This is a genomic window from Streptomyces sp. NBC_01197 (assembly GCF_036010505.1).
Lineage (GTDB): Bacteria > Actinomycetota > Actinomycetes > Streptomycetales > Streptomycetaceae > Streptomyces.
In genome coordinates this window covers 2,705,283-2,727,428 of sequence record NZ_CP108569.1, presented here as the reverse complement: position 1 = coordinate 2,727,428, position 22,146 = coordinate 2,705,283, and the positions used below count along the sequence as shown (strand labels likewise).

Here is a 22,146-nt window from a genome sequence, read left to right as displayed (position 1 = left end):
AAGCTGTCAGATTGCTGTTCTCAGCTGGTGCCGGGCCGGGCAGCGTGGCCGGCCGGGTTCACCCGACCGACGACCGAGCGAGCCCCCGGCCGGTGTATCCGGCCGGGGGCTCGACTCGCGGCTGCGGCTGACCCGTCGCGTCGTTCCTGCGGGATATCAGTCCTTGATCTCGCAGATCATGGCGCCGGACGAGACGGAGGCGCCGATCTCCGCGGTGAGGCCCTTGATGGTGCCGGAGCGGTGCGCGTTGAGCGGCTGCTCCATCTTCATCGCCTCCAGGACGACGACCAGGTCGCCCTCCTTGACCTCCTGGCCCTCCTCGACCGCGACCTTGACGATCGTGCCCTGCATCGGGGACGCGAGCGAGTCGCCCGAAGCGGCGGAGCCGGCCTTCTTGGCCGCCCGGCGCTTGGGCTTGGCGCCCGCGGCCAGACCGGTACGGGCCAGCGTCATCCCCAGCGAGGACGGCAGCGAGACCTCAAGGCGCTTGCCGCCGACCTCGACGACGATCGTCTCGCGCCCGGCCTCGTCCTCGTCCGCGTCGGACGGGGCGGCGAAGGGCGGGATCTCGTTGACGAACTCGGTCTCGATCCACCGCGTGTGGATACGGAAGGGGTCGGCCGTGAAGGCCGGGTCGGCGACGACCGCGCGGTGGAACGGGATGGCGGTGGCCATGCCCTCCACGGTGAACTCGTCCAGTGCGCGGGCGGCGCGCTGGAGGGCCTGCTCGCGGGTGGCACCGGTGACGATCAGCTTGGCGAGCAGCGAGTCCCAGGCGGGGCCGATGACCGAGCCCGACTCGACGCCCGCGTCGAGGCGGACGCCGGGGCCGGCCGGCGGCGCGAAGGTGGTGACGGTGCCGGGGGCGGGCAGGAAGCCGCGGCCCGGGTCCTCGCCGTTGATACGGAACTCGAAGGAGTGACCGCGCAGCTCGGGGTCGTCGTAGCCGAGCTCCTCGCCGTCGGCGATGCGGAACATCTCACGGACCAGGTCGATGCCCGAGACCTCTTCGGTGACCGGGTGTTCCACCTGGAGGCGGGTGTTGACCTCCAGGAAGGAGATCGTGCCGTCGACGCCCACCAGGAACTCGACGGTGCCCGCGCCCTCGTAACCGGCCTCCTTGAGGATGGCCTTGGACGCGGCGTACAGCTCGGCGTTCTGCTCCTCGCTCAGGAAGGGCGCGGGCGCCTCCTCGACCAGCTTCTGGTGGCGGCGCTGGAGTGAGCAGTCACGGGTGGAGACGACGACGACGTTGCCGTGCTTGTCCGCCAGGCACTGGGTCTCGACGTGCCGGGGCTTGTCGAGGTAGCGCTCGACGAAGCACTCGCCGCGGCCGAAGGCGGCGACGGCCTCGCGGACCGCCGAGTCGTAGAGCTCGGGGATCTCTTCGAGGGTGCGGGCGACCTTCAGGCCGCGCCCGCCACCGCCGAAGGCCGCCTTGATCGCGATCGGCAGGCCGTTCTCCTCGGCGAACGTCACGACCTCGTCGGAGCCCCCGACCGGGTCCGGGGTACCGGCGACCAGGGGCGCGCCGGCGCGCTGCGCGATGTGCCGGGCGGCGACCTTGTCGCCGAGGTCGCGGATGGCCTGCGGCGGGGGGCCGATCCAGGTGAGCCCGGCGTCGAGGACGGCCTGGGCGAATTCGGCGTTCTCGGAGAGGAAGCCGTATCCGGGGTGGATGGCGTCGGCGCCCGAGTCCTTCGCGGCCTGGAGGACCTTGCCCATGTCCAGGTAGCTGGCGGACGGGGTGTCACCGCCCAGGGCGAACGCCTCGTCGGCCGCGCGTACGTGCAGTGCGTCCCGGTCCGGTTCGGCGTAAACGGCTACGCTCGCGATCCCGGCGTCCTGGCAGGCCCGTGCGACACGGACAGCGATCTCGCCACGGTTGGCGATGAGCACCTTGTGCACGATGGCTCCCTCCTTGCTGTGTCATCCCCGCTCGCACCCGAGGCGGGTTTACTCGGCAGGTCATCGTGCCGAAGAGTTCGCTGAAACAAGCTGAGTTTAGGGACTGCCGACACCGCGTTTCGACCTGTCCCCATAGGTGAGCTTCCCCACACACGGTGTGACACGGGCGTCGGCAGTGCTGCGTATTCCCTTGTCACACCACGGTACGGAGGGTTCCCGGAACCCACAGTAGCCCCGCCATGTGGCTTAGGTCTCTGTCAGTCGGAACCGCTGCGGCTCGCGTTTCTTTGTGGAGTCCCTACGAAGGGGCGGGCGATTCTTTGCCGCCCGTTCTGACCGTTCAGACCCCTTGTCCCGGCGACTACCCGTTAGTAGCCTGCGCGGTGTCGCACATACTTGCGGTAACAAGCGGTATCTGACGGGGATTCGACTCGGACCTGAGTGGGATCCGACCGGGATCCGACTGCGATCCGACTGGGATCTGACTGGGGGTGGGCTCATGGCACGCAGGCCGGTGGCCTTGATGGCTGCGATCGTCCTCTTCCTTGAGGCGTTCGGGATCGCCTTCGTGAACCTGATACTCGGCAAGGTCGCCGACAACCAGAACATGTCCATGGCGGGCCTGAAGCCGAGCGCGATAAGCACCGGCTCCTGGGTGGCCGGGGGTGTCTTCGGCGCCTATCTGCTGCTCTGCGCGTTCTTCCCGTTGCGCGCCGGGATCACGGACCGCGCGCCCGGCCGCTTCGGCCGGATCCTGCTGATCACCTGCGCCGTGGTGCACGGCGTCCTGGGCGCGCTCACCTGGGGCCTGGTCGGCTGGCCGGCCTTCGTCGTGATGATCGTGGTGCTCGGGCTGATCGTGCTGACCCTGGTGGCGTACGACAGGGGCCGCCCGGAGCCGGAAACGGCCGGTGGCGAGCCCGAAGCGGCCGGAGGCGCCCCCGCGGCTGTCTGACGCGGTACCAGTGCCGCGGCACTAGGGTCGGCCGGGTGAAGATCCCCCGCCTGCTCGACGGCCGGCTGAAGTTCCGTCATCTGGTCCTCGTCGACGCGCTCTCCCGCCGGGGCAGCGTGGTCGGCGCCGCCGCCGAACTGCATGTGACGCAGCCCGCGGCGACCCGCAGCCTGCACGAGCTGGAGGACATCCTGGGCGTGCCGCTCTTCGAGCGCGGCCCCCGCGGTGTCACCCCGACGGTCTTCGGCGAGGCCTTCACCGCCCACGCGCGCACCGTACTCGCCGAGTTGACGCAGGCGGGCCGCCATGTGGTCGAGCTGGCCGACGCCGACCGCGGCACCGTGATCGTCGGTACTCACCTCGCCGGTTCGAACGTGCTGCTCCCGCGCGCCATCGCCGCGGTCAAGAAGGAGCGCCCCTACCTCACCGTGGTCGTCCGGGAGGCGTCACCCGAGGCCCTGCTGCTCGAACTGGAGGCCGGACGCGTCGACTTCATCGTGGGGCGGCTGACCGTACCGTCCGACGAGCGCACCGTGCGCCGCAAGCTGTACGACGAGTCGGTCGAGCTGGTCGTCAGGGCCTCGCACGCGCTCGCCGGGCAGCGGGCAGTGGATCTAGCCGAGCTGGCGCACTACCCGTGGATCCTGCCGGGTGCCGAGACCGCGCTGCGCCGGGAGATTGAGGAGTTCTTCGCCCGGCACGGGATCGCCCTGCCGATGAACAGGGTGGAGACCACGTCGTTCCTGACTGTGCGTCAACTCCTTCTGGAAACAGACGTGGTGGCGGCGCTGCCGAGCCTGATCATCCGCGATGATCCCAGGATCGTCCGCCTCGGCATCCCGCTGGAGCCGATCGGGCACAGCGTCGGACTGACCCTGCCCGCCGCCAGTACGCCGAGCCCCTCCGCCCGGGCGCTGATCACGGGCCTGGAGGAGGTCGCCGCCGGTATGGCCCCGCAGGGCGCCGGTGGCGACACTCCCGGCTGAGCCGGGTCCGGCCCTCAGCGGGCGGCCGTCCCCAGGAAGCGCTCCGCGTTGCCGTGGGTGATCAGCGCGCGGTCCGCCTCGGTGAGGAAGCCGCTCTTACGGACGACTTCGCCGACGGGGCGTTCGCCCAGCGGGTACGGGTAGTCGCTGCCCACCATCACCCGGTCGGGGCCGACCGTGTCGACCAGCAGCCGCAGCGCGCGGTCGTCGAAGACCACCGAGTCCACGTAGAAACGGCCCAGGTAGTGCGACGGCGGGAACTGCGAGGTGCCGATGACGTCGTGGCGGCCGTGCCACGCGTTCTCCATCCGGCCCAGCCAGAAGGCGAACGACCCGCCGCCGTGCGCGAAGCAGATCTTCAGCCGGTCGTCGATCCGGTCGAAGACCCCGCCCAGGATCAGCGCGAGGATCGACAGATGGGTCTCCGCCGGCATCGCGGTGAGCCACTGCGCCATCCAGCGGTCGAGCCGGGGCGAGCTGGCCATGTCCCAGGGGTGCACGAAGACCGGCACATCAATCGAGGCGCAGTGCTGGAGGAAGGTCACGACCCCTTCGCTGTCCAGGTCGAGATCCCCGACATGGTTGCCGATCTCCACCCCCCGGTGTCCGTTGGCGACGCTGCGCTCCACCTCGCGGCAGGCCGCGTCGGTGTCCTGCAGCGGCACCTGGCAGAACGGGATCAGCCGGTCCGGCGCCGGGGCGACGATCTCCAGGGCCAGATCGTTGAAGATCCGCGCGATCCTGGCGGCCTCGGCGCCGCTGCGGCCGTACTGGAAGAACGCCGGGGTGGGGGAGACCACCTGGGTCCGTACGCCGTCCGCGTCCATGTCGCGCAGCCGGGTCTTCGCGTCCCAGCAGTCCCGCTGGATCCGGCGGAACTCCCGGGTGCCCATCATGATCATGGCCTCGGCCTCGGACTCGATCCGCAGCCACGGCGCGTCCGGCCCGGCGTCGGCCGTCAGGTCCGGCCAGCCGCGCGGCACATAGTGGGTGTGGATGTCGATCGTGCGGTCCACGGTCAGCCCTTCCCGGGGTGGAGGGCGCCGCACTGCGGGCAGCTCCGGGCCTTCTCGTTGTCGTAGAACTCGGCGAACACCGGCGGCAGATCGGCGACGATGTCCCGGACCTGGAGCTCGGTCTCATGGACGAGAGCCGCGCAGTCAGGGCAGTACCACTGGAACCGCTCCACCGTCCCCTCCTCGCGCACCCGCTCGATGACCAGACCGATCGAGCCCGCGTCGGGCCGCTGCGGGGAGTGCGGGAGGCTGCCGGGCAGCAGCCAGGCCTCGCCCTCCTTGATGTGCACGGTCCGCGGGCCGTCCTCGGTCATGACGTTGACGTGCATATCGCCCTTGACCTGGTAGAACCACTCCTCGTACGGGTCGAGGTGGTAGTCGGTCCGCTCGTTGGGCCCGCCGACGATCTGGACGATGAAGTCCTCGCCGAGCGACATCGTCCTGTTGTTCACCGGGGGCTTGAGCAGGTGCTCGTGCTCCGTGATCCAGCCCTGGAAATCGATGACCGGGGGGATGGCGGTCATGAGGGCACCTCCGTGCTGTGCGTGTTCGTGCCGGGTGAGTCTGTGTGGTGCGTACGGGTATCCGTGATGTGCTCTGTGGTGTGCGCGCCGGGTGTCTCCGGTCCGCGCGGCAGATGGGCGATGGCCTGGATCTCTATCAGCAGATGCGGGTGCGGCAGCTGGTGCACCGCCACTGTGGTCCTCGTCGGGCCCTGCTCGTCGAAGTACTCGCCGTAGACCTCGTTGTAGCCGCCGAAGTCGTTCATGGAGACCAGATACGTGGTGAGCTGGGCGACGTCCGCGAGCTCCGCGCCCACCTCGGCGAGGATGGCCCGGATGTTCTCGATCACGGCGCGGGTCTGCGCCCTGATGTCCAGCCGGGTGGTGCCCAGTTCGTCGGCCTCGGCGCCCACGAAGGTGTTGTCCGGCCTGCGCGAGCTGGTGCCCGACACATAGACGGCATCGCCGACGACCTTCACGTGCGGGAACCTGCCGCGTGGGGTGGCCCGTCCCTTGATCACCTGTGCGCCGCCGGTCATCGGATCCCCTTCGGCGACACGGACTTCGCCGGCACGGACTTCGCCGGCACGGACTTCAGCGAGACCGAGCCGAGCCCGGCCACATCGCACGTCGTCACGCCCGCCGCCAGCGGGACCGCCGCCGTCGCCGCGCCCGCGAGAACGACGTGCCCGGCCCGCAGCGGGATGTTCCTTCGGCGGCACATGTCGAGCAGCGCGTGCAGCGCGTGCACCGGGTCGCCGAGGATGGCGGCCGTCGAACCGGTCACCTCGGCCGTGCCGGTACGCAGCCGGACCGCGCGGTTGGCCGCTTCGGCGACCGGGCGCCAGGGGCCGATCACATAGCCGGCCGCCGATGTGTTGTCCGCGACGACATCGCTGTAGGTGAAGCGGAAGTCCCGGTACCGGGAGTCGATGATCTCGATCGCCGGCGCCATCGCGTCCACACAGGACTCGATGTCCGTCAGCGGGTCGGCCAGGTTCACATCGCGGCAGAGCCGGTACGCGACCTCGGGCTCGGCCTTCGGATGGATGAAGCGGTCCAGCGCCACGTCGTCGCCGTCCGCGATCCGCATCGCGTCGGTCAGCCTGCCGACGATCACGTCCGACACGCCCATCTGGGCCATCTTGGCCTTGCTGGTGAAGCCCAGCTTCACCCCGGTGATGTGCTCGCCGCGCGCCTGCCTGAGGGCCAGCAGCGCCGCCTGGACCGCGTACGCGTCGTCGACGCCGAAGGTGTGGCTGTCGGCGAGGCTCCGGGTGTCGGCCCGGGACGTCTGCGCCGCGTCGAGCCGCGCCGCCAGCTCGTCCACGGTGGCCGCGGTGAGGGGATCGGGGCCGGTGGGGGTCGTGGTGGTTTCCTCCGCGGTCACTGGCCGCTCCCGTCCGTCAGGGACCCGCGCCGCGCGGCCAGGTCCAGTGCGATGTCCACGATCAGGTCCTCCTGGCCGCCGACCAGCTGCCGGCGGCCGGCCTCAAGGAGGATCTGCCGGGTGTCGAGCCGGTACCGCTCGGCCGCGCGCTCGGCGTGCAGCAGGAAACTGGAGTAGACGCCCGCGTACCCGAGGGTCAGGGTCTCCCGGTCGACCTGCACCGGGCGGCTGCGCATCGGCCGGACGATGTCGTCGGCCGCGTCCTGCAGCGCGAACAGGTCGCAGCCGTGCTCCCAGCCCATCAGGTCCGCGACCGCGACGAGCGACTCCGCCGGGCAGTTGCCCGCCCCCGCGCCCTGGCCCGCCAGCGCCACATCGACCCGGCGTGCGCCGCGCTCCACCGCTGTCACGCTGTTGGCGACGGAGAGCGAGAGATTCTCGTGGGCGTGGATGCCGATCTCGGTGGACGCGTCGAGCACCTCGCGGTACGCGTCGACCCGGTCGGCGACGTCCCGCATGGTCAGCCGGCCGCCGGAGTCCGTCACGTACACGCAGTGCGCGCCGTACGACTCCATCAGCGCGGCCTGTTTCGCCAGGCCTCCGGGGGAGTTGAGGTGGCTCATCATCAGGAAGCCCGAGACGTCCATCCCGTGCTCGCGCGCCCAGGCGATGTGCTGGGCCGCGACATCGGCTTCCGTGCAGTGGGTGGCGACGCGCACGCTCCGTACGCCCAGCGCGTGCGCCCGGCGCAGATGCTCGATGGTGCCGATACCGGGCAGCAGCAGGGTGGTGAGCTTCGCGTGGACCAGGACATCGGCGGCGGCCTCGATCCACTCCTCGTCGGTGTGCGCGCCGAAGCCATAGGTGGCGCTCGACCCGCCGAGCCCGTCGCCGTGTGCGACCTCGATGGCGGCGACCCCGGCCCGGTCCAGCGCGCCGACGATCCGGCGCACCTGGTCGACGGTGTACATGTGCCCCATCGAGTGCATACCGTCGCGGAGGGTCACATCCTGTACGTAGAGCTTCATGTGGTCACCCATCCTCGGAGTGCGGCGATCTTCTCGGCCGTGCGGACCGCGGCGGAGGTCATGATGTCGAGGTTGCCTGCGTAGCCGGGCAGGTAGTGGCCCGCGCCGACGACCTCCAGGAACACCGAGACCCGCACCCCGGTGACCCGCCGCCCGAGCGCCGGGACCAGGACCTCGGTGATGTCCTCGAACTGCACGTCCTGCTTGAGCCGGTAGCCGGGTACGTACGCACGTACCGCGTCGGCCATCTCCCGCACGGAGGCGGCGATCCGCTCCCGTACGCCGGCCGGCACGGCTCCCTCGACCAGGCAGTGCACCGTGTCGCGCATGGCGAGCGGCGGCTCGGCGGGGTTGAGCACGATGATCGCCTTGCCCACCGCTGCGCCGCCGACCACCCGGATGGCCTCGCTGGTGGTCTCGGTGAACTCGTCGATGTTGGCGCGGGTGCCGGGTCCCGCCGAGCGGGAGGCGATGGAGGCGACGATCTCGCCGTACGCGACCGGGGCGATCCGGGAGACGGCGGCGACGACCGGGATGGTCGCCTGGCCGCCGCAGGTCACCATGTTGACGTCCGGTGCTTCCAGGTGCTCGTCGAGATTGACCGGGGGCACCACGAAGGGGCCGAGCGCCGCCGGGGTCAGGTCGACCATCAACTTGCCGTGTTCTCGGGCGAGTTCGGCGTTACGGACATGGGCTCCGGCCGAGGTGGCGTCGAAGATCACCTTGATGTCGGCGAACTCCGCCATCTCCACCAGGCCCTCGACGCCCCGGTGGGTGGTGGCGACCTTGAGCCGGGCGGCGCGCGCGAGGCCGTCCGACGCCGGGTCGATGCCCGCCATCGCGCCCATGCGCAGCGTCTTCGACAGCCGCAGCACCTTGATCATGAGGTCGGTCCCGATGTTGCCGGAGCCGATGACGGCGACCGGGACGGAGCCGGCGGCCTCGCCGGATACTGATGCGTTCGCTGGGTCTTTCACTGTGTCTTCTCCTCGTCGGCGGTCCCGGCCGCCCCCTCGATGACGGCCTCGACCTCGCCGAGTCCGTCCAGCGCGAGCCGGAACCGGCCGGGCCCGGTGACCGGCACCATCGGCCCGAGCGCGCCGGACATGATCACGTCGCCCTCGCGCAACGGCCGCCCGCGCTCGATGAGTTCGCGTGCCAGCCAGGCCACCGCCACGACCGGTGAGCCGAGGCAGGCGTGACCGGCACCGAACGCGACCGGCTCGCCGTCCCGCTGGAGCGTCATCCCGACCCGGGCGAGGTCGAGGCCGGTCAGTGAGCACGGGGTGGTGCCGAGGACGATCGCGCCGCTGGACGCGTTGTCCGCCACGGTGTCGGTGATGGCCAGGTCCCAGCCGGCGATACGGGAGTCCACGATCTCGATGGCGGGGAGCACGAACTCGGTCGCCCGCAGGACGTCAGCGACGCCCGCGCCCGGCCGGTCGATGTCCCGGCCGAGCACGAAAGCGATCTCGCCCTCGGCGCGCGGCTGGAGGAACCGGCCGAACGGCAGCGGCTCGGTGTGGGCGTACACCATGTCGTCGAAGAGCACCCCGAAGTCCGGCTGGAACACGCCGAACTGCTGCTGTACGACGGGGGCGGTGAGCCCGATCTTGGCGCCGGTGACCCGTGCGCCGGCGGCGCTCCTCGCCTCGGCGAGCTGCCGCTGCACCTCATAGGCGGCATCCAGATCCGTGCTGCCGATGAACTCCCTGACGGGTGCGCACGGGGTACGGCCGGCGGCGGCCTCGGTGAGCCGCGCGACCGCCGAGCCGATCCGCGCGGAGGGCGCGGCGGCTTCCGAGAGGGGTCCGGCAGGGGCTTTGTGGGTGGTGGGGCGATCGTTCACAGCTGCACGCACACATTCGTCGGCTCGGTGTAGAAGTGCATCGAGGACGCGCCGCCCTCCCGGCCGATGCCGGAGATCCCGGTACCGCCGAAGGGGGAGCGCAGGTCGCGCAGGAACCAGGTGTTGACCCAGGCCATGCCGACGTCCATCGCCTGGGCCACCCGGTGGCCGCGGCGCAGGTCGTTGGTCCAGACGGAGGCCGCGAGGCCGTACTCGGTGTCGTTGGCGAGCGCGACGGCCTCCTCCTGGGTGTCGAAGGGGATCAGTGCGGCCACCGGGCCGAAGATCTCCTCCCGTACGGGGCGGTCGGCGTTGGTCAGCCCGGTCCAGAGAGTCGGCTCGATCCATGAACCGCCCGCCAGCTCCGGGCCCAGCTCCGGCACGCCGCCACCGGTGAGCACCTTCGCGCCGGCCTGCTCGGCCAGGTCGAAGTAGCCCAGCACCTTGGCGCGGTGGGCCTGCGAGATGAGCGGTCCTGTGGTGGTCCGCTCGTCGCCCGGTGAGCCGATGCGCAGGGCGCGGGCCCGTTCGGTCAGTCCGTCCGCGATGTCGGCGAACACCGAGCGCTGCACGTACACCCGCTCGGTGCACAGGCAGACCTGGCCGGTGTTGGTGAAGACGGACCTGGCCAGTCCGGTGAGCGCCTCGTCCATGTCGACGTCGTCGAAGACGATGGCGGCGTTCTTGCCGCCCAGTTCGAAGGAGACCGGGCGGACGCGTGGCGCGACGGTCTTCATCACGTGCGAGCCGGTGGCGGACGACCCGGTGAAGGTCACCCCGTCGATCCCCGGGTGGGAGGTCAGGTACGCGCCCGCGGAGTCGCCGCCGAAGCCGTGCACCACGCTGTACGCACCGGCGGGCAGGCCGGCTTCGGCCAGTACCTCGGCCAGCAGGGCCGCGGTGGCGGGTGTCTCCTCGCTGGGCTTGACGACCACCGCGTTGCCGCAGGCGAGCGCCGGGGCGACCTTCCAGGTCAGCAGCAGGAGTGGCAGGTTCCACGGCACGATGACCGCGACGACCCCAAGTGGCTTGCGCACCGCGTAGTTGAGGGCCTGCCGGCCACCGGGGAGGTCGGTGAGGAACGACTCCTGGCCCGCCGCCGCGACCACGTCCGCGAAGGCGCGGAAGTTCGCGATGGCGCGCGGGACGTCGAGCGTCCGCGCCTGGGTCACGGGCTTGCCGGTGTCGGCGACCTCGGCCGCCACGAACTCCTCGAAGCGTGCGTCGATCCGGTCGGCGGCCCGCCGCAGCAGAGCGGTCCGCTCCGCTACGGGCGTGCTCGCCCAGCCGTCGTGGAGGGCCCGCCTGGCCCCCCGTACGGCCCGGTCGACCAGCGATCTGTCCGCCTCGTGCACCCGGGCGAACACCCGGCCGGTGGCCGGGTCCACCGCGTCGAAGCCCCGGACTGCGCTCTTGGCGTCCTCCGGGCCCACGAACCGTCCGTCTACGAAGTTGCGGATCCACCGCCCTGCATCTGCCGTCATGCGTCCCACTGTGATCCGCCGAGCCATGCCGGACAAATGCACTTCCTGTGATTTGCCATAACAGGATCGGTATATCTGGTCAGCGGCCGAAGAGGCCTTGGGGCAACTCCCGGGCAGGCCCGGAGGGAAGCCTCCGCTATACCGAAATAGCTATGGGGTAGTCCGGAATCGGCATTTGTGTGTCATGGCACACGGCGCCACGATCCACGGAACAAGCGAGAGGTCACCCCGTGAACCCATCGAACCCGCCCCCCGTGAACCAGCCGCGCCCGGCGGAGAGCCCGGACGGCGGCGCCCCGTCCACGCCCGCCACGCCCGCCAGGACCGCCGTCGCGACGCTCGCCGGCACGACCCTGGAGTGGTACGACTTCTTCCTCTACGGCACGGCCGCCGCGCTGATCTTCAACAAGCAGTTCTTCCCGTCGCTCAGCCCCGCGGCCGGCACCCTCGCCGCCTTCAGCACCCTCGCCGTCGGCTTCGTCGCGCGGCCCCTCGGCGGACTGGTCTTCGGCCACTTCGGCGACCGGATCGGGCGCAAGGCCACCCTCGTGGTCTCCCTGGTGCTGATGGGGATCGGCTCGACCCTCATCGGTCTCATCCCGAGCTATGCCTCGATCGGCTTCTGGTCGCCGGTGCTGCTCGTCGCCCTGCGCATCGTCCAGGGCATCGGGCTGGGCGGTGAGGGCGCGGGCGCCACCCTGATGTCGATGGAGCACGCGCCTGGGACCAGGCGGAACCTGTACGCGGGCTTCCCGCAGATGGGGACCCCGGCCGGTCTGGTCCTGGCGAACCTCGTCTTCCTGTCCGCCAACTCACTGTTCGGCGACCACACGTTCACCTCGTGGGGCTGGCGGGTGCCCTTTCTGCTGAGCTTCGTCCTGGTCGCGGTGGGCCTGGTGATCAGGCTCCGGGTCACCGAATCCCCGTCCTTCCGCCGGGTGCTCGCCGAGGGCGCGGTGGTCAGGTTCCCGCTGGCGGAGTCCCTGAAAGTCGGCTTCCCCCGGCTGGTGCTGACGCTGCTCGCCGTGGTCGCCAACTCGGCTGTCGCGTACGTGTTCATGGTGTTCACGCTCTCGTACGGCAGCGAACACCTGCACTACGACAAGCAGTTCCTGATCCTGAGCGTGACCGCGGCGGCCGTGCTCTGGTTCGCGGCGATACCGGTGTGGACGACGTACGCGGACCGGCACGGCCGGCGCACGATGTTCATCGCGGGCTCCGCCGCCATCCTGGTCTGGTGCGTGGTCTTCTTCCCGCTGCTGAACACCGGCAACTCCGTGCTCGCCGTGGTCGCGCTCGTGGGGATGGGGCTCATCATCCCGGTGACCCACTGCGTACAGGGCTCCATCATCGCGGACACCTTCCCGGCCCGGGTCAGATACTCGGGGTCCTCGGTGATCCTGCAGAGCGGCGCCATCCTGGGCGGCGGTCTGGCCCCCGTGATCGCCACCGCGCTGCTGAACTCCAGCGGCACGTCCACCGGTGTGACCTGGTATCTCGCGGTGATCTGCGCGGTCAGCCTGGGCGGGGCGGTCGCGCTGTTCCGGCTGGTGCCGGAGGGCGCCACGGCGGACACGGTGGAACCGGCGGACACTGTTGCCGCGGACTCCCTCACCGGCTGACCGCCGGTGACCGACACAGGAGGTACGAGATGACGGGCTCGGGCGCAGGACTGACCGGGGCTGTACCGACCGGGACCGGGCGGACGGGAACCGGGCCGACCGGGACTGGCCCGACCGGTTCCGAGCTGATCCGGACGGGTCCCATCCGCTATGCGACGGCGGAGCGCTTCGGGCGTCCGCGTGCCGTCGCGGCGGGTGACACCCGCCCGTCCGGCGGCGAGATCTGCCCGCAGCCGCCGTCCCGGCTCGACGCGGTGATGGGCCCGCCCCGCGACGGCCGCCCCCAGGGCGAGGACTGCCTGAACCTGACGGTCACCACGCCGGCCAGGGACGGCGGGGCGCGCCCGGTGATGGTCTGGTTCCACGGCGGCGGGTTCAGCAGCGGCGCCGGGCTCATGGACTGGTACGACGGCGGCGCGCTCGCCGCCCAGGGCGACGTGGTCGTCGTGGGCGTCAACTACCGTGTCGGCGCGCTCGGTTACCTCTGTCTCGACGGCGTCAGCGAGGGGAACCTCGGTCTGTACGACCAGCTCGAAGCGCTCCGCTGGGTGCGGGAGCACATCGCGGAGTACGGGGGTGACCCCGGCAGCGTCACCGTCTTCGGCCAGTCGGCGGGCGGGATCTCGATCCGGCTGCTCATGGAGATGGACGAGGCCCGGGGGCTCTTCCGCCGGGCGATCCTGCAGAGCGCCCCGCTGGCGCTCACCGAGCGGTCCCGCGACGACGCAGCCGAGCTCGGCCGGATCTTCGCGGAGTATCTCGCCGCGCGGGGCGAGTCCCCTTCGACAGCGGGCCACGCGGCGCTCCTGGAAGCGCAGCGGGAGACCGCGGTTGCCCATCTGCGCAGGTCGGGCAGTGCGATGGAGCCACCCTTCAGCCCGGTCGACGGGGTGCTCACCCGCAACGGCGCCGCCTTCGCGGAGAACGTCCGCGGCCTGGACGTCCTGTACGGCTGGAACGCCGACGACATGACCGCCTTTCCCGGCGTGGAGGGCGAACCGGCGGAGCTCACCGCGCGGATGTACGCCGCCCCGCTCGCGGAGCTGGGCGGCCGGCTCGTACGGGCAGGCGCCCGCGTGCACGCCTACCGCCTCGACTGGCGCCCGGCGGGCTCGGCCTTCGGCGCCACGCACTGCGTCGAACTGCCGCTGCTGCTGGGCAGCGAGGGGGCCTGGCAGGGTGCCCCGATGCTGGGCAGCACGCCCTGGCCGGAGGTCGACGCGCTCGGCGCCGAGCTGCGCGCCACCTGGCTCGGCTTCGTACGGACCGGCGTTCCGGGCGCGGCGCCCGGACCGCTGCACTGCTCCGAGGGGCCGGTGCCGGGCCGGTAACCGCCGCCGCCCGGGCCCAGCCGCTCAGCCCCAGTTGCCGAGACCTGGCCGCTCAGTCCCGGCCGCTCAGACCCAGAGGTCCGTCAACGACACGTCCAGTCGGGTCAGCAGCTTGCGCAGCAGCGGCAGCGAGAGGCCGATGACATTGCCGTGGTCGCCCTCGATGGAGTCGATGAACGGCGCCGATCGGCCGTCGAGAGTGAAGGCCCCCGCGACATGGAGCGGTTCGCCGCTCGCCACGTACGCGGCGACCTCGGCGTCCGTCGGCTCGCCGAAGCGGACCGTGGTGGAGGCGGTGGCCGAGGCGCTGCGGCCGGTCGCGGTGTCGATCACGCAGTGGCCGGTCTGCAGGACGCCCGCCCGGCCGCGCATCGACATCCAGCGAGCGGTGGCCTCTTCCGCGTCGGCGGGCTTGCCGAGCGCCTCGCCGTCCAGCTCCAGCACGGAGTCGCAGCCGATGACGAGGGCACCGGCAGCGGCGTCGCGGGCGGCCACGGACCGCGCCTTGGCCTCGGCCAGTACGAGAGCCAGCTCGGCGGGGGTGGGCGCGCTGATCGCGTCCTCGTCCACGCCGCTGACGATCACCTCGGGGTCCAGACCGGCATTGCGGAGCAGTCCGAGACGGGCGGGCGATGCGGAACCGAGAACGAGCCGGCGCTGAGCAGTCATGGGCCCATCGTATGGCCCGTACGACCGGCCCCCGGAGCAGCCGGCCGCCTGGTACGGGGGCCGGATCAGCGCAGGCTCAGGACCGCCATCACGAGAATCATCGCCGCAGCGAGCACGAGACCGGCACGGCGCAGCATCGCCTGTACGTCTCGCAGCTCCTTGGGCGGTTTGTTCTCCGGATCGGACCACAGCATGCACTCGATGGTGCGGCCGGGAGGGGGTCCGGCGCCTGAGTACGGGTACTCAACCCGGCCCGCGGGGCCTCCCGCGGCGGGGAGACTCACCGGCGGGCCGCCGGCGAGTCTCCGTGCCCGGAGAGGCCCTACGCCGGCCAGTAGGTGCGAGCCCACGCCCGCGGCCCCGGCTGCTGTATCCGGTGCCGGGCGATACGTGCCGGATCGGACCACTCCTCGGGCGGCAGCGGCGGCCTTGACGGCTCGGCGACCGCAGCGGCGGCCCGTGCCTGGACCACCGCGACGGCGGCGGCCAGTTCCTCCGGGGTCGGGTTTCCCCGTACGACCTTGATCATGGCCGGGGTCCTTTCTAGAGCGGGATGTTGCCGTGCTTCTTGGGCGGCAGGGACTCCCGCTTCGTACGCAGCTGGCGCAGACCCCGCACGATGTGCCGCCGGGTGTCCGACGGCATGATCACCGCGTCGACGTAGCCGCGCTCGGCCGCCACATACGGGTTGAGCAGCGTGTCCTCGTACTCGGACATCAGCCCGGCCCGGGTCGCCTCGGCATCGTCCGCGGCCGCGATGGTGCGGCGGTGCAGGATGCTCACCGCGCCCTGCGCGCCCATCACCGCGATCTGCGCGGTGGGCCAGGCGACGTTCAGGTCGGCGCCCAGGTGCTTCGAGCCCATCACGTCGTACGCGCCGCCGAACGCCTTGCGGGTGATCACCGTGATCAGCGGGACCGTGGCCTCCGCGTACGCGTAGATCAGCTTGGCGCCGCGCCGGATGATGCCGCCGTACTCCTGGTCGACACCCGGCAGGAAGCCGGGCACGTCGACGAAGGTGATGACCGGGACGTTGAACGCGTCGCAGGTGCGGACGAACCGGGCCGCCTTCTCCGACGCGTTGATGTCCAGACAGCCCGCGAACTGCATCGGCTGGTTGGCCACGATGCCGACCGGGTGGCCCTCGACCCGGCCGAAACCGGTGATGATGTTCGGCGCGAACAGGCCCTGGGTCTCCAGGAACTCACCGTCGTCCAGTACGTGCTCGATGGCCGTGTGCATGTCGTACGGCTGGTTCGCGGAGTCCGGGACGAGCGTGTCCAGCTCCCGGTCCACGTCCGAGGTCTCCAGGTCCGCCTCCTCCGGGAAGGCGGGCGCTTCGGAGAGGTTGTTCGAAGGGAGGTAGGAGAGCAGCGACTTGACGTACTCGATCGCGTCCTTCTCGTCGCCCGCCATGTGGTGGGCCACGCCTGACGTGGAGTTGTGCGTCCGGGCGCCGCCCAGCTCCTCGAAGCCGACGTCCTCACCGGTGACGGTCTTGATGACGTCGGGCCCGGTGATGAACATGTGCGAGGTCTGGTCGACCATCACCGTGAAGTCGGTGATGGCGGGGGAGTACACGGCGCCGCCGGCGCACGGGCCGACGATCAGGCTGATCTGCGGGATCACGCCCGACGCGTGCACGTTGCGGCGGAAGATCTCGCCGAACAGGCCGAGCGCGGCCACACCTTCCTGGATGCGCGCGCCGCCGCCGTCGTTGATGCCGATGACCGGGCAGCCGGTCTTCATGGCGAAGTCCATGACCTTGATGATCTTCTCGCCGTACACCTCGCCGAGCGAGCCGCCGAAGATGGTGAAGTCCTGCGAGTAGACGCAGACCGGGCGGCCGTCGACCGTGCCGTAGCCGGTCACCACGCCGTCACCGTACGGGCGGTTCTTCTCGATGCCGAAGTTGGTGGAGCGGTGCCGGGCGAACTCGTCCAGCTCGGTGAACGACCCCTCGTCGAGGAGTAGTTCCACCCGCTCACGGGCCGTCAGCTTGCCCTTGGCATGCTGCTTCTCCACCGCGCGCGCCGAACCGGCGTGTGTCGCCTCTTCGATGCGGTGCTGGAGATCCGCCAGCTTCCCCGCGGTGGTGTGGACGTTGATCTCTTCCGGCTCGGACATCGGGATGCGGCTCCCTGGGTGTTCAGGCGTCTGACAGGGCGTTTTCGGCTTCTGGCCGTAGCGTATCGGCGCTGGTGCGCCTCGGCAGTGCGTCGTTTGCCACACCTACTCTGGGTTGCATGACGTCATCCGATGTACCTGACAACCGCTGGTCGGATCTGGACCGCCCGCCGCTGAACGCCCCGGCCCTGCGCCGCGCGCTGGTGCGGCCGGGGTCCCTGTGGACCTCACTCGACGTGGTCGCGGCCACCGGGTCCACCAGCACCGACCTCGTGGGGCGGGCCGCCGGACTGCCCGAGGGGGCGGTGCTGGTGGCGGAGGAACAGAGCGCGGCCCGCGGGCGGCTGGACCGCAAGTGGTCGGCGCCCGCGCGTTCCGGGCTCTTCTTCTCCGTACTCCTGCGGCCGGCCCCGCGGGTACCGGCCGAGCGCTGGGGGTGGCTGCCGCTGCTCACCGGCGTCGCGGTGGCCACCGGTATCTCCCGGGCGGCGGGGGTCGACACCGCGCTGAAGTGGCCGAACGACCTGCTCGTCACGGTCCCCGAGGACTCCGGCGAGCTTCGTCCGGAGGAGGCCCCGTCCGGCGCCGAGCGCAAGGCGGGCGGCATCCTCGCCGAGCGCACCGCGGACGGGGCGGTCGTGGTCGGGGTCGGCCTCAACGTCTCGCTCCGCGCGGAGGAGCTGCCCGTCCCCACCGCGGGCTCGTTGGCTCTCGCCGGCGCGGTCTCCACCGACCGGGACCCGCTGCTGCGTTCCGTGCTGCGCTCGCTCGAACAGTGGTACGGGGAGTGGCGTGACGCGGACGGCGACCCGGCCGCCTCACGGCTCCAGGAGGCGTACGCGGCGGGCTGCTCGACCCTGGGCCGCACCGTCCGGGCCGAGCTGCCCGGCGACACCTCGCTGACCGGGGAGGCCGTCGCCGTCGACGGCGACGGCCGGCTGGTGCTGGCCACGGAGGACGGGGTACAGGCGGTCGGCGCGGGTGACATCGTCCACCTGCGACCGTTCTGAGACCGGTCTGCACCGGTCTGAACCGCGGCAGGCACGTGAGCTACGGCACACCTGCCGTATGGTTGAGGCGATCCGCGGGCAGATCAGCACGGAGCGTCAGCCAGATCGGCAGGGCAGTGCGCAGGGAATGGGCAGGAGGCGGCAGGTGACCGTCGACAACATCTCGTCGGGCGCGGACGAGGAGCCTCCTTCTTCTCCGTACCGCACCCCCCACCATGAGGTCGATCACACCGCCGAGCCGACCAGTGATCCGCTCGCGATCCGTCTTGAGCAGCTGATCCTCGGCGCCGACCGCCGCTACACCCCCTTCCAGGCCGCGCGTACGGCCGGCGTCTCGATGGAGCTGGCCTCCCGTTTCTGGCGGGCGATGGGCTTCCCGGACATCGGCCAGGCCAAGGCACTCACCGAGGCGGACGTGCTGGCGCTGCGCCGGCTGGCCGGGCTCGTCGAGGCGGGGCTGCTGAGCGAGCCGATGGCCGTGCAGGTCGCGCGGTCCACCGGCCAGACCACCGCCCGGCTCGCCGAGTGGCAGATCGACTCGTTCCTGGCCGGTCTCACCGAGCCGCCCGAGCCGGGGATGAGCCGCACCGAGGTCACGTATCCGCTGGTGGAGCTGTTGCTGCCGGAGCTGGAGGAGTTCCTGCGCTATGTGTGGCGGCGCCAGCTCGCGGCCGCCACCGGCCGGGTCGTGCAGGTCGCGGACGATGAGGAGATGGTCGACCGGAGGCTCGCGGTGGGCTTCGCCGACCTCGTCGGTTTCACCCGGCTGACCCGGCGCCTGGAGGAGGAGGAGCTCGGCGAGCTGGTCGAGGCCTTCGAGACGACCTGCGCCGACCTGGTCGCCGCGCACGGCGGCCGGCTCATCAAGACCCTCGGCGACGAGGTGCTGTACGCGGCGGACGACGCGGGTACCGCGGCGGAGATCGCACTGCGGCTCATCGAGACCATGAGCAACGACGAGACCATGCCGGAACTGCGGGTCGGTATCGCCTTCGGCACCGTCACCACCCGGATGGGCGATGTGTTCGGCACGACGGTGAACCTGGCATCGCGGCTCACCTCGATAGCTCCCAAGGACACGGTCCTGGTGGACGGCGCGCTCGCCGAGGAGCTGGGGCGCCACGGTGACGCCCCGGTCTCCGAGTCGGAGGCGGCGGCCGAGACCGAGCGCGCCGAGAAGAGCGGCGAGGAGCCGCCCGTCTACCGCTTCGCCCTCCAGCCGATGTGGCAGCGGCCGGTGCGCGGGCTCGGTGTGGTCGAACCGTGGCTGCTCACCCGCCGTACGACCTGAGCACCGGGCCGGCCGCCGCTGGGGGCTGACGCCCACCGGATCCGCTGGCTATGGTGCGCGGATGACCTCAGAAATCTCAGATACTGGTACGGACGCGGCGGCCGGGCGGCGGTTCGGCGAGTACGTCGTCGTGCGCCGGCACGGCCATGTCGCCGAACTGGTCCTGGACCGGCCCAAGGCGATGAACGCCGTGTCGACCGCGATGGCACGGTCGATCGCGGCGGCCTGCGACGCGCTGGCGGCGGAATCCTCGGCGCGGACCGTGGTGGTGACCTCCACCCATGACCGGGCCTTCTGCGTGGGCGCGGACCTCAAGGAGCGCAACTCCCTCACGGACGCCGAGCTGGTGCGCCAGCGCCCCACGGCGCGCGCCGCGTACACCGGCGTACTGGAGCTGCCGATGCCCACCGTGGCCGCCGTGCACGGCTTCGCGCTGGGCGGCGGGTTCGAGCTGGCCCTGGCCTGCGATCTGATCGTCGCCGACGCGACCGCCGTGGTGGGGCTGCCCGAGGTGTCGGTCGGGGTGATCCCCGGTGGCGGCGGTACGCAGCTGCTGCCGCGCCGGGTCGGCGCCGCCCGCGCGGCCGAGCTGGTGTTCAGCGCCCGGCGGGTGGAGTCGGCCGAGGCGCGGGAGCTGGGCCTGGTCGACATCCTGGCCGACGACGCCAGGACCGGGGCGCTGGAGCTCGCGAGCCGGATCGCGGCGAATTCGCCGGTCGGGCTGCGGGCGGCCAAGCGGGCGCTGCGGCTGGGGCACGGTCTCGATCTGCGCGCCGGTCTTGAGGTCGAGGACGCGGCCTGGCGGTCGGTGGCCTTCTCCGGGGACCGGGCGGAGGGCGTGGCGGCCTTCAACGAGAAGCGGAAGCCGCAGTGGCCGGGGGAGTAGGGGCCTGCGGGGGCGGTCCCGTACGTCTGCATGTCACAGCCTGTGACGCATAACTACTCAAAAGCCGCACATCGTCCTTAAGCTGAAGTAATGGGTGACGATGTGCGGCTGCGGGCCGTGGTGACGCTGGCGCAGGCCATGGCGTCGGCGCACACCCCGCGTGCGTCCTGGCGGGCGGCGACGCTCGGTGCCTGCGAGGCGCTGGGCGGCAGTTTCGCCGCGCTCTCGCTCTGGGAGCGGGAGCTGGGCCGGCTCAAGGTGCTCGCCAATGTGGGGGAGCGCGCCGAGGACGAGGCCGAGTTCCCCGACGCCGAGACCTATCCGGTGAACCACTTCCCGGAGATCGCCGAATTCCTGCACGAGCGGTGGGCGAGCGGCGGCGAACCCAACGCCTGGGTCGAGACGGCCGACGGGCCGGCCGAGGACTCGGCCGGCTACTGCCATCAGCGGGTGGCCGCGCTGCGCAGGCGGGGGCGCAGCAGCTGTGTGGTCGCGCCGATAGTGCTGCGCGGCCGGGCCTGGGGCGAGCTGTACGTGGCCAGGCCGGTGGGGACACCGGTCTTCTGCCGGGCCGACGCGGACTTCGCTACGGTGCTGGCCGCGGTGGTGGCGGCCGGTCTCGCGCAGACCGAGCGCCTGGAGGAGGTCAGGAAGCTGGCCTTCACCGACCCGCTGACGGGGCTCGCCAACCGGCGCGCGGTCGACATCGGCCTGGACGCCGCTGTGGAGCGGTTCCTGGCCGACGGGACGGTGGTCAGCCTGATGGTCTGCGACCTCAACGGCCTGAAGCAGGTCAACGACACCCATGGCCACGCGGTCGGCGACCGCCTCCTGGAACGCTTCGGCTCGGTCCTCTCGGTCTGCGGCGCGATGCTGCCCGGTGCGCTGGCGGCGCGGCTCGGCGGTGACGAGTTCTGCCTGCTCTCGGTGGGCCCATCGGCGGACGCGGTGATCGCGGTCGCGGATGATCTCTGTGTGCGGGCGGCCGAGCTGGAACTCGGGGACGGGGTGGCGTGCGGGGTCGCGTCCACGGGCGACCCCATCGGGCCGCTGAAGTCCGCCCGCCGGCTGTTCCGGCTGGCGGACGCCGCGCAGTACCGGGCGAAGGCCGCCCGGTCGCCGAACCCGGTGGTGGCGGGGCGCGACGGTGCGGTCATGCGGCTGGCCGACACACCTCCGCCGAGCGGCGACCGGCGCCGCCTGCGGGGCAAGCGGCCGGACCCCGGTACGTAAGGAGGCCCGCCGGACGCGGGCGCCGGTCAGCCGGTACGGGCCCGGCGCGCGTCAGCCGGTGTGGGCCCGGCGCGCGTAGACGGCCGAGGCCGCGCCGATGCCCAGGAACAGCGATCCGCCGACCACGTACCCGGTGGTGTCCGTTCTCCCGGCCGCCGCCGGGAGAGCGCCGGTGTGCCGCTGCGCCTGATGTGCGGGGGCACCACCGGACCGCTGATCGTCTGTGGTGTGTGCCGACGGCACGAACCACAGGGCGCAGAGCAGGGCCCCCGCCGATGCGGCGGTCAACAGCGGCCGGCGGGCTGACACAGGATCGATCTCCCTTACTGCAAAGCTGAATTGGCGCTCCTGCGCGCTGATGCTAGTGAAAGCAGCGGGTCGCGGGAAAGTCGCGGACCCGAGGAGCCTTACGCTCCGTCGCATGACCAACGAAGAAACATCCCGCTATGTACGTCTCAAGGTCGAATTGGTGCTGCAGGTGCACGACGCCCCCGCGCTCTGTGAGGCCGCGCTCGAACGGATCGCGGACGACGCGGAAGGGGCGCAGCCCGGCATGTTCGGTGAGGACCGTACGCATGCCGACGCCGCTGTCAGGGAAGACGCCGCAGAAGCGGTCGCCCACCTGGTGGACCCGCTCGACCTGCTCGGTGAGGTGCCGGGGGTCGAGCTCGTCCAGGCCGGGTGGTCGAGCGAGCAGATCGACTACGACCCCGATTCGCTGGAATGGGACCTGGACGAGGAAGATGTGGCGGACGACGGGGCGGACGTGACTCCGTAACTTGGTAACTCCGTTGTGTGACAAGACATCTGTGTGACAAGGCATCCACGGGGGTAGCAGAACGGGATCCCGGAGTGCGG

The 22,146-nt window shown here is 71.3% G+C and carries 22 protein-coding genes and 1 pseudogene; 9 read left to right on the top strand and 14 right to left on the bottom strand.

Annotated elements, in window-relative coordinates; genetic code table 11:
• Positions 1-156: 156 nt before the first annotated feature.
• The gene (locus OG452_RS12265) at positions 157-1,908 is read right to left on the bottom strand and encodes an acetyl/propionyl/methylcrotonyl-CoA carboxylase subunit alpha (RefSeq protein WP_327295664.1); all 1,752 of its coding nucleotides are present in this window, start codon (positions 1,906-1,908) and stop codon (positions 157-159) included.
• A 499-nt stretch (positions 1,909-2,407) separates the two neighbouring features.
• On the opposite strand from OG452_RS12265, the gene OG452_RS12260 reads away from it, so the two are divergent.
• Both OG452_RS12260 and OG452_RS12255 read left to right on the top strand, forming a co-directional pair.
• Positions 2,408-2,863, top strand: a complete 456-nt coding sequence (locus OG452_RS12260; RefSeq protein ID WP_327295663.1) for a hypothetical protein — start codon at positions 2,408-2,410, stop codon at positions 2,861-2,863.
• Positions 2,864-2,898: 35 nt separating this feature from the next.
• Entirely contained in the window at positions 2,899-3,849 is a 951-nt protein-coding gene (locus OG452_RS12255; protein WP_327295662.1) for a LysR substrate-binding domain-containing protein, read from the top strand.
• A 14-nt stretch (positions 3,850-3,863) separates the two neighbouring features.
• Here OG452_RS12255 and OG452_RS12250 read toward each other — a convergent pair whose 3' ends face one another.
• The 8 genes and pseudogenes from OG452_RS12250 to OG452_RS12215 all read right to left on the bottom strand — a co-directional run bounded on the left by OG452_RS12250 (position 3,864) and on the right by OG452_RS12215 (position 11,119).
• A complete protein-coding gene (locus OG452_RS12250) occupies positions 3,864-4,865 on the bottom strand; it encodes an amidohydrolase family protein (protein WP_327295661.1) in 1,002 nt (333 codons plus the stop codon).
• 2 nt (positions 4,866-4,867) lie between these two features.
• Complete coding sequence (locus tag OG452_RS12245) at positions 4,868-5,389, bottom strand: 3-hydroxyanthranilate 3,4-dioxygenase (protein WP_327295660.1); 522 nt, start codon at positions 5,387-5,389, stop codon at positions 4,868-4,870.
• A 92-nt stretch (positions 5,390-5,481) separates the two neighbouring features.
• A pseudogene (locus tag OG452_RS12240) lies at positions 5,482-5,907 on the bottom strand (RidA family protein); the annotation flags it as partial.
• Positions 5,904-6,758, bottom strand: a complete 855-nt coding sequence (locus OG452_RS12235) for a 2-keto-4-pentenoate hydratase (RefSeq protein WP_327295659.1) — start codon at positions 6,756-6,758, stop codon at positions 5,904-5,906. The gene OG452_RS12235 and the pseudogene OG452_RS12240, both read right to left, overlap by 4 nt.
• A complete protein-coding gene (gene dmpG, locus OG452_RS12230; protein ID WP_327295658.1) occupies positions 6,755-7,786 on the bottom strand; it encodes a 4-hydroxy-2-oxovalerate aldolase in 1,032 nt (343 codons plus the stop codon). The genes OG452_RS12235 and dmpG overlap by 4 nt, the downstream gene beginning before the upstream one ends.
• Positions 7,783-8,670, bottom strand: coding sequence for an acetaldehyde dehydrogenase (acetylating) (locus OG452_RS12225; protein WP_405565567.1), 888 nt, complete (start codon positions 8,668-8,670; stop codon positions 7,783-7,785). Before OG452_RS12225 ends, dmpG begins: the two co-directional genes overlap by 4 nt.
• 89 nt (positions 8,671-8,759) lie before the next feature.
• Positions 8,760-9,635: a 2-keto-4-pentenoate hydratase gene (locus OG452_RS12220; protein WP_327295656.1), complete on the bottom strand. Its 876-nt coding sequence runs from the start codon at positions 9,633-9,635 to the stop codon at positions 8,760-8,762.
• On the bottom strand, positions 9,632-11,119 hold the full coding sequence (locus tag OG452_RS12215; protein WP_327295655.1) for a 2-hydroxymuconic semialdehyde dehydrogenase: 1,488 nt from the start codon (positions 11,117-11,119) through the stop codon (positions 9,632-9,634). Before OG452_RS12215 ends, OG452_RS12220 begins: the two co-directional genes overlap by 4 nt.
• A gap of 254 nt (positions 11,120-11,373) precedes the next feature.
• On the opposite strand from OG452_RS12215, the gene OG452_RS12210 reads away from it, so the two are divergent.
• Together OG452_RS12210 and OG452_RS12205 are read left to right on the top strand one after the other, a co-directional pair.
• Entirely contained in the window at positions 11,374-12,741 is a 1,368-nt protein-coding gene (locus tag OG452_RS12210; protein WP_442810151.1) for an MFS transporter, read from the top strand.
• Between the two features lie 29 nt (positions 12,742-12,770).
• A complete protein-coding gene (locus tag OG452_RS12205; protein ID WP_327295653.1) occupies positions 12,771-14,072 on the top strand; it encodes a carboxylesterase family protein in 1,302 nt (433 codons plus the stop codon).
• Between the two features lie 66 nt (positions 14,073-14,138).
• Here the strand turns inward: OG452_RS12205 and OG452_RS12200 are convergent, their stop codons facing one another.
• The 4 genes from OG452_RS12200 to OG452_RS12185 all read right to left on the bottom strand — a co-directional run bounded on the left by OG452_RS12200 (position 14,139) and on the right by OG452_RS12185 (position 16,868).
• Positions 14,139-14,741 (bottom strand): nucleoside triphosphate pyrophosphatase, encoded by a 603-nt coding sequence (locus OG452_RS12200; RefSeq protein ID WP_327295652.1) that lies wholly within the window; start codon positions 14,739-14,741, stop codon positions 14,139-14,141.
• Between the two features lie 65 nt (positions 14,742-14,806).
• Positions 14,807-14,935 (bottom strand): morphogenic membrane protein MmpB, encoded by a 129-nt coding sequence (mmpB, locus tag OG452_RS12195; RefSeq protein WP_266853824.1) that lies wholly within the window; start codon positions 14,933-14,935, stop codon positions 14,807-14,809.
• Positions 14,936-15,063: 128 nt separating this feature from the next.
• Complete coding sequence (locus OG452_RS12190) at positions 15,064-15,270, bottom strand: acyl-CoA carboxylase epsilon subunit (protein WP_327295651.1); 207 nt, start codon at positions 15,268-15,270, stop codon at positions 15,064-15,066.
• Between the two features lie 14 nt (positions 15,271-15,284).
• Entirely contained in the window at positions 15,285-16,868 is a 1,584-nt protein-coding gene (locus OG452_RS12185) for an acyl-CoA carboxylase subunit beta (RefSeq protein ID WP_327295650.1), read from the bottom strand.
• A 119-nt stretch (positions 16,869-16,987) separates the two neighbouring features.
• On the opposite strand from OG452_RS12185, the gene OG452_RS12180 reads away from it, so the two are divergent.
• From OG452_RS12180 to OG452_RS12165, 4 genes are all read left to right on the top strand, one after another.
• On the top strand, positions 16,988-17,878 hold the full coding sequence (locus OG452_RS12180) for a biotin--[acetyl-CoA-carboxylase] ligase (protein WP_327295649.1): 891 nt from the start codon (positions 16,988-16,990) through the stop codon (positions 17,876-17,878).
• Between the two features lie 127 nt (positions 17,879-18,005).
• Positions 18,006-19,169, top strand: a complete 1,164-nt coding sequence (locus OG452_RS12175) for an adenylate/guanylate cyclase domain-containing protein (RefSeq protein WP_405565570.1) — start codon at positions 18,006-18,008, stop codon at positions 19,167-19,169.
• Positions 19,170-19,230: 61 nt separating this feature from the next.
• Complete coding sequence (locus OG452_RS12170; protein WP_327295647.1) at positions 19,231-20,055, top strand: enoyl-CoA hydratase/isomerase family protein; 825 nt, start codon at positions 19,231-19,233, stop codon at positions 20,053-20,055.
• Between the two features lie 90 nt (positions 20,056-20,145).
• On the top strand, positions 20,146-21,288 hold the full coding sequence (locus tag OG452_RS12165) for a GGDEF domain-containing protein (RefSeq protein ID WP_327295646.1): 1,143 nt from the start codon (positions 20,146-20,148) through the stop codon (positions 21,286-21,288).
• A 51-nt stretch (positions 21,289-21,339) separates the two neighbouring features.
• Here the strand turns inward: OG452_RS12165 and OG452_RS12160 are convergent, their stop codons facing one another.
• The gene (locus OG452_RS12160; RefSeq protein WP_327295645.1) at positions 21,340-21,597 is read right to left on the bottom strand and encodes a hypothetical protein; all 258 of its coding nucleotides are present in this window, start codon (positions 21,595-21,597) and stop codon (positions 21,340-21,342) included.
• 112 nt (positions 21,598-21,709) lie between these two features.
• Here OG452_RS12160 and OG452_RS12155 point away from each other — a divergent pair, with 112 nt between their 5' ends.
• Complete coding sequence (locus OG452_RS12155; protein WP_327295644.1) at positions 21,710-22,066, top strand: hypothetical protein; 357 nt, start codon at positions 21,710-21,712, stop codon at positions 22,064-22,066.
• Positions 22,067-22,146: the final 80 nt, after the last annotated feature.

Coding starts and splice junctions, on each gene's coding strand:
- OG452_RS12190 (WP_327295651.1), bottom strand. CDS start 15,270: ATGATCAAGGTCGTACGGGGAAACCCGACCCCGGAGGAACTGGCCGCC.
- OG452_RS12170 (WP_327295647.1), top strand. CDS start 19,231: ATGACCTCAGAAATCTCAGATACTGGTACGGACGCGGCGGCCGGGCGG.
- OG452_RS12215 (WP_327295655.1), bottom strand. CDS start 11,119: ATGACGGCAGATGCAGGGCGGTGGATCCGCAACTTCGTAGACGGACGG.
- mmpB (WP_266853824.1), bottom strand. CDS start 14,935: ATGCTGTGGTCCGATCCGGAGAACAAACCGCCCAAGGAGCTGCGAGAC.
- dmpG (WP_327295658.1), bottom strand. CDS start 7,786: ATGAAGCTCTACGTACAGGATGTGACCCTCCGCGACGGTATGCACTCG.
- OG452_RS12260 (WP_327295663.1), top strand. CDS start 2,408: ATGGCACGCAGGCCGGTGGCCTTGATGGCTGCGATCGTCCTCTTCCTT.
- OG452_RS12175 (WP_405565570.1), top strand. CDS start 18,006: ATGGGCAGGAGGCGGCAGGTGACCGTCGACAACATCTCGTCGGGCGCG.
- OG452_RS12185 (WP_327295650.1), bottom strand. CDS start 16,868: ATGTCCGAGCCGGAAGAGATCAACGTCCACACCACCGCGGGGAAGCTG.
- OG452_RS12225 (WP_405565567.1), bottom strand. CDS start 8,670: ATGATCAAGGTGCTGCGGCTGTCGAAGACGCTGCGCATGGGCGCGATG.
- OG452_RS12205 (WP_327295653.1), top strand. CDS start 12,771: ATGACGGGCTCGGGCGCAGGACTGACCGGGGCTGTACCGACCGGGACC.
- OG452_RS12200 (WP_327295652.1), bottom strand. CDS start 14,741: ATGACTGCTCAGCGCCGGCTCGTTCTCGGTTCCGCATCGCCCGCCCGT.
- OG452_RS12180 (WP_327295649.1), top strand. CDS start 16,988: ATGACGTCATCCGATGTACCTGACAACCGCTGGTCGGATCTGGACCGC.
- OG452_RS12245 (WP_327295660.1), bottom strand. CDS start 5,389: ATGACCGCCATCCCCCCGGTCATCGATTTCCAGGGCTGGATCACGGAG.
- OG452_RS12165 (WP_327295646.1), top strand. CDS start 20,146: ATGGGTGACGATGTGCGGCTGCGGGCCGTGGTGACGCTGGCGCAGGCC.
- OG452_RS12155 (WP_327295644.1), top strand. CDS start 21,710: ATGACCAACGAAGAAACATCCCGCTATGTACGTCTCAAGGTCGAATTG.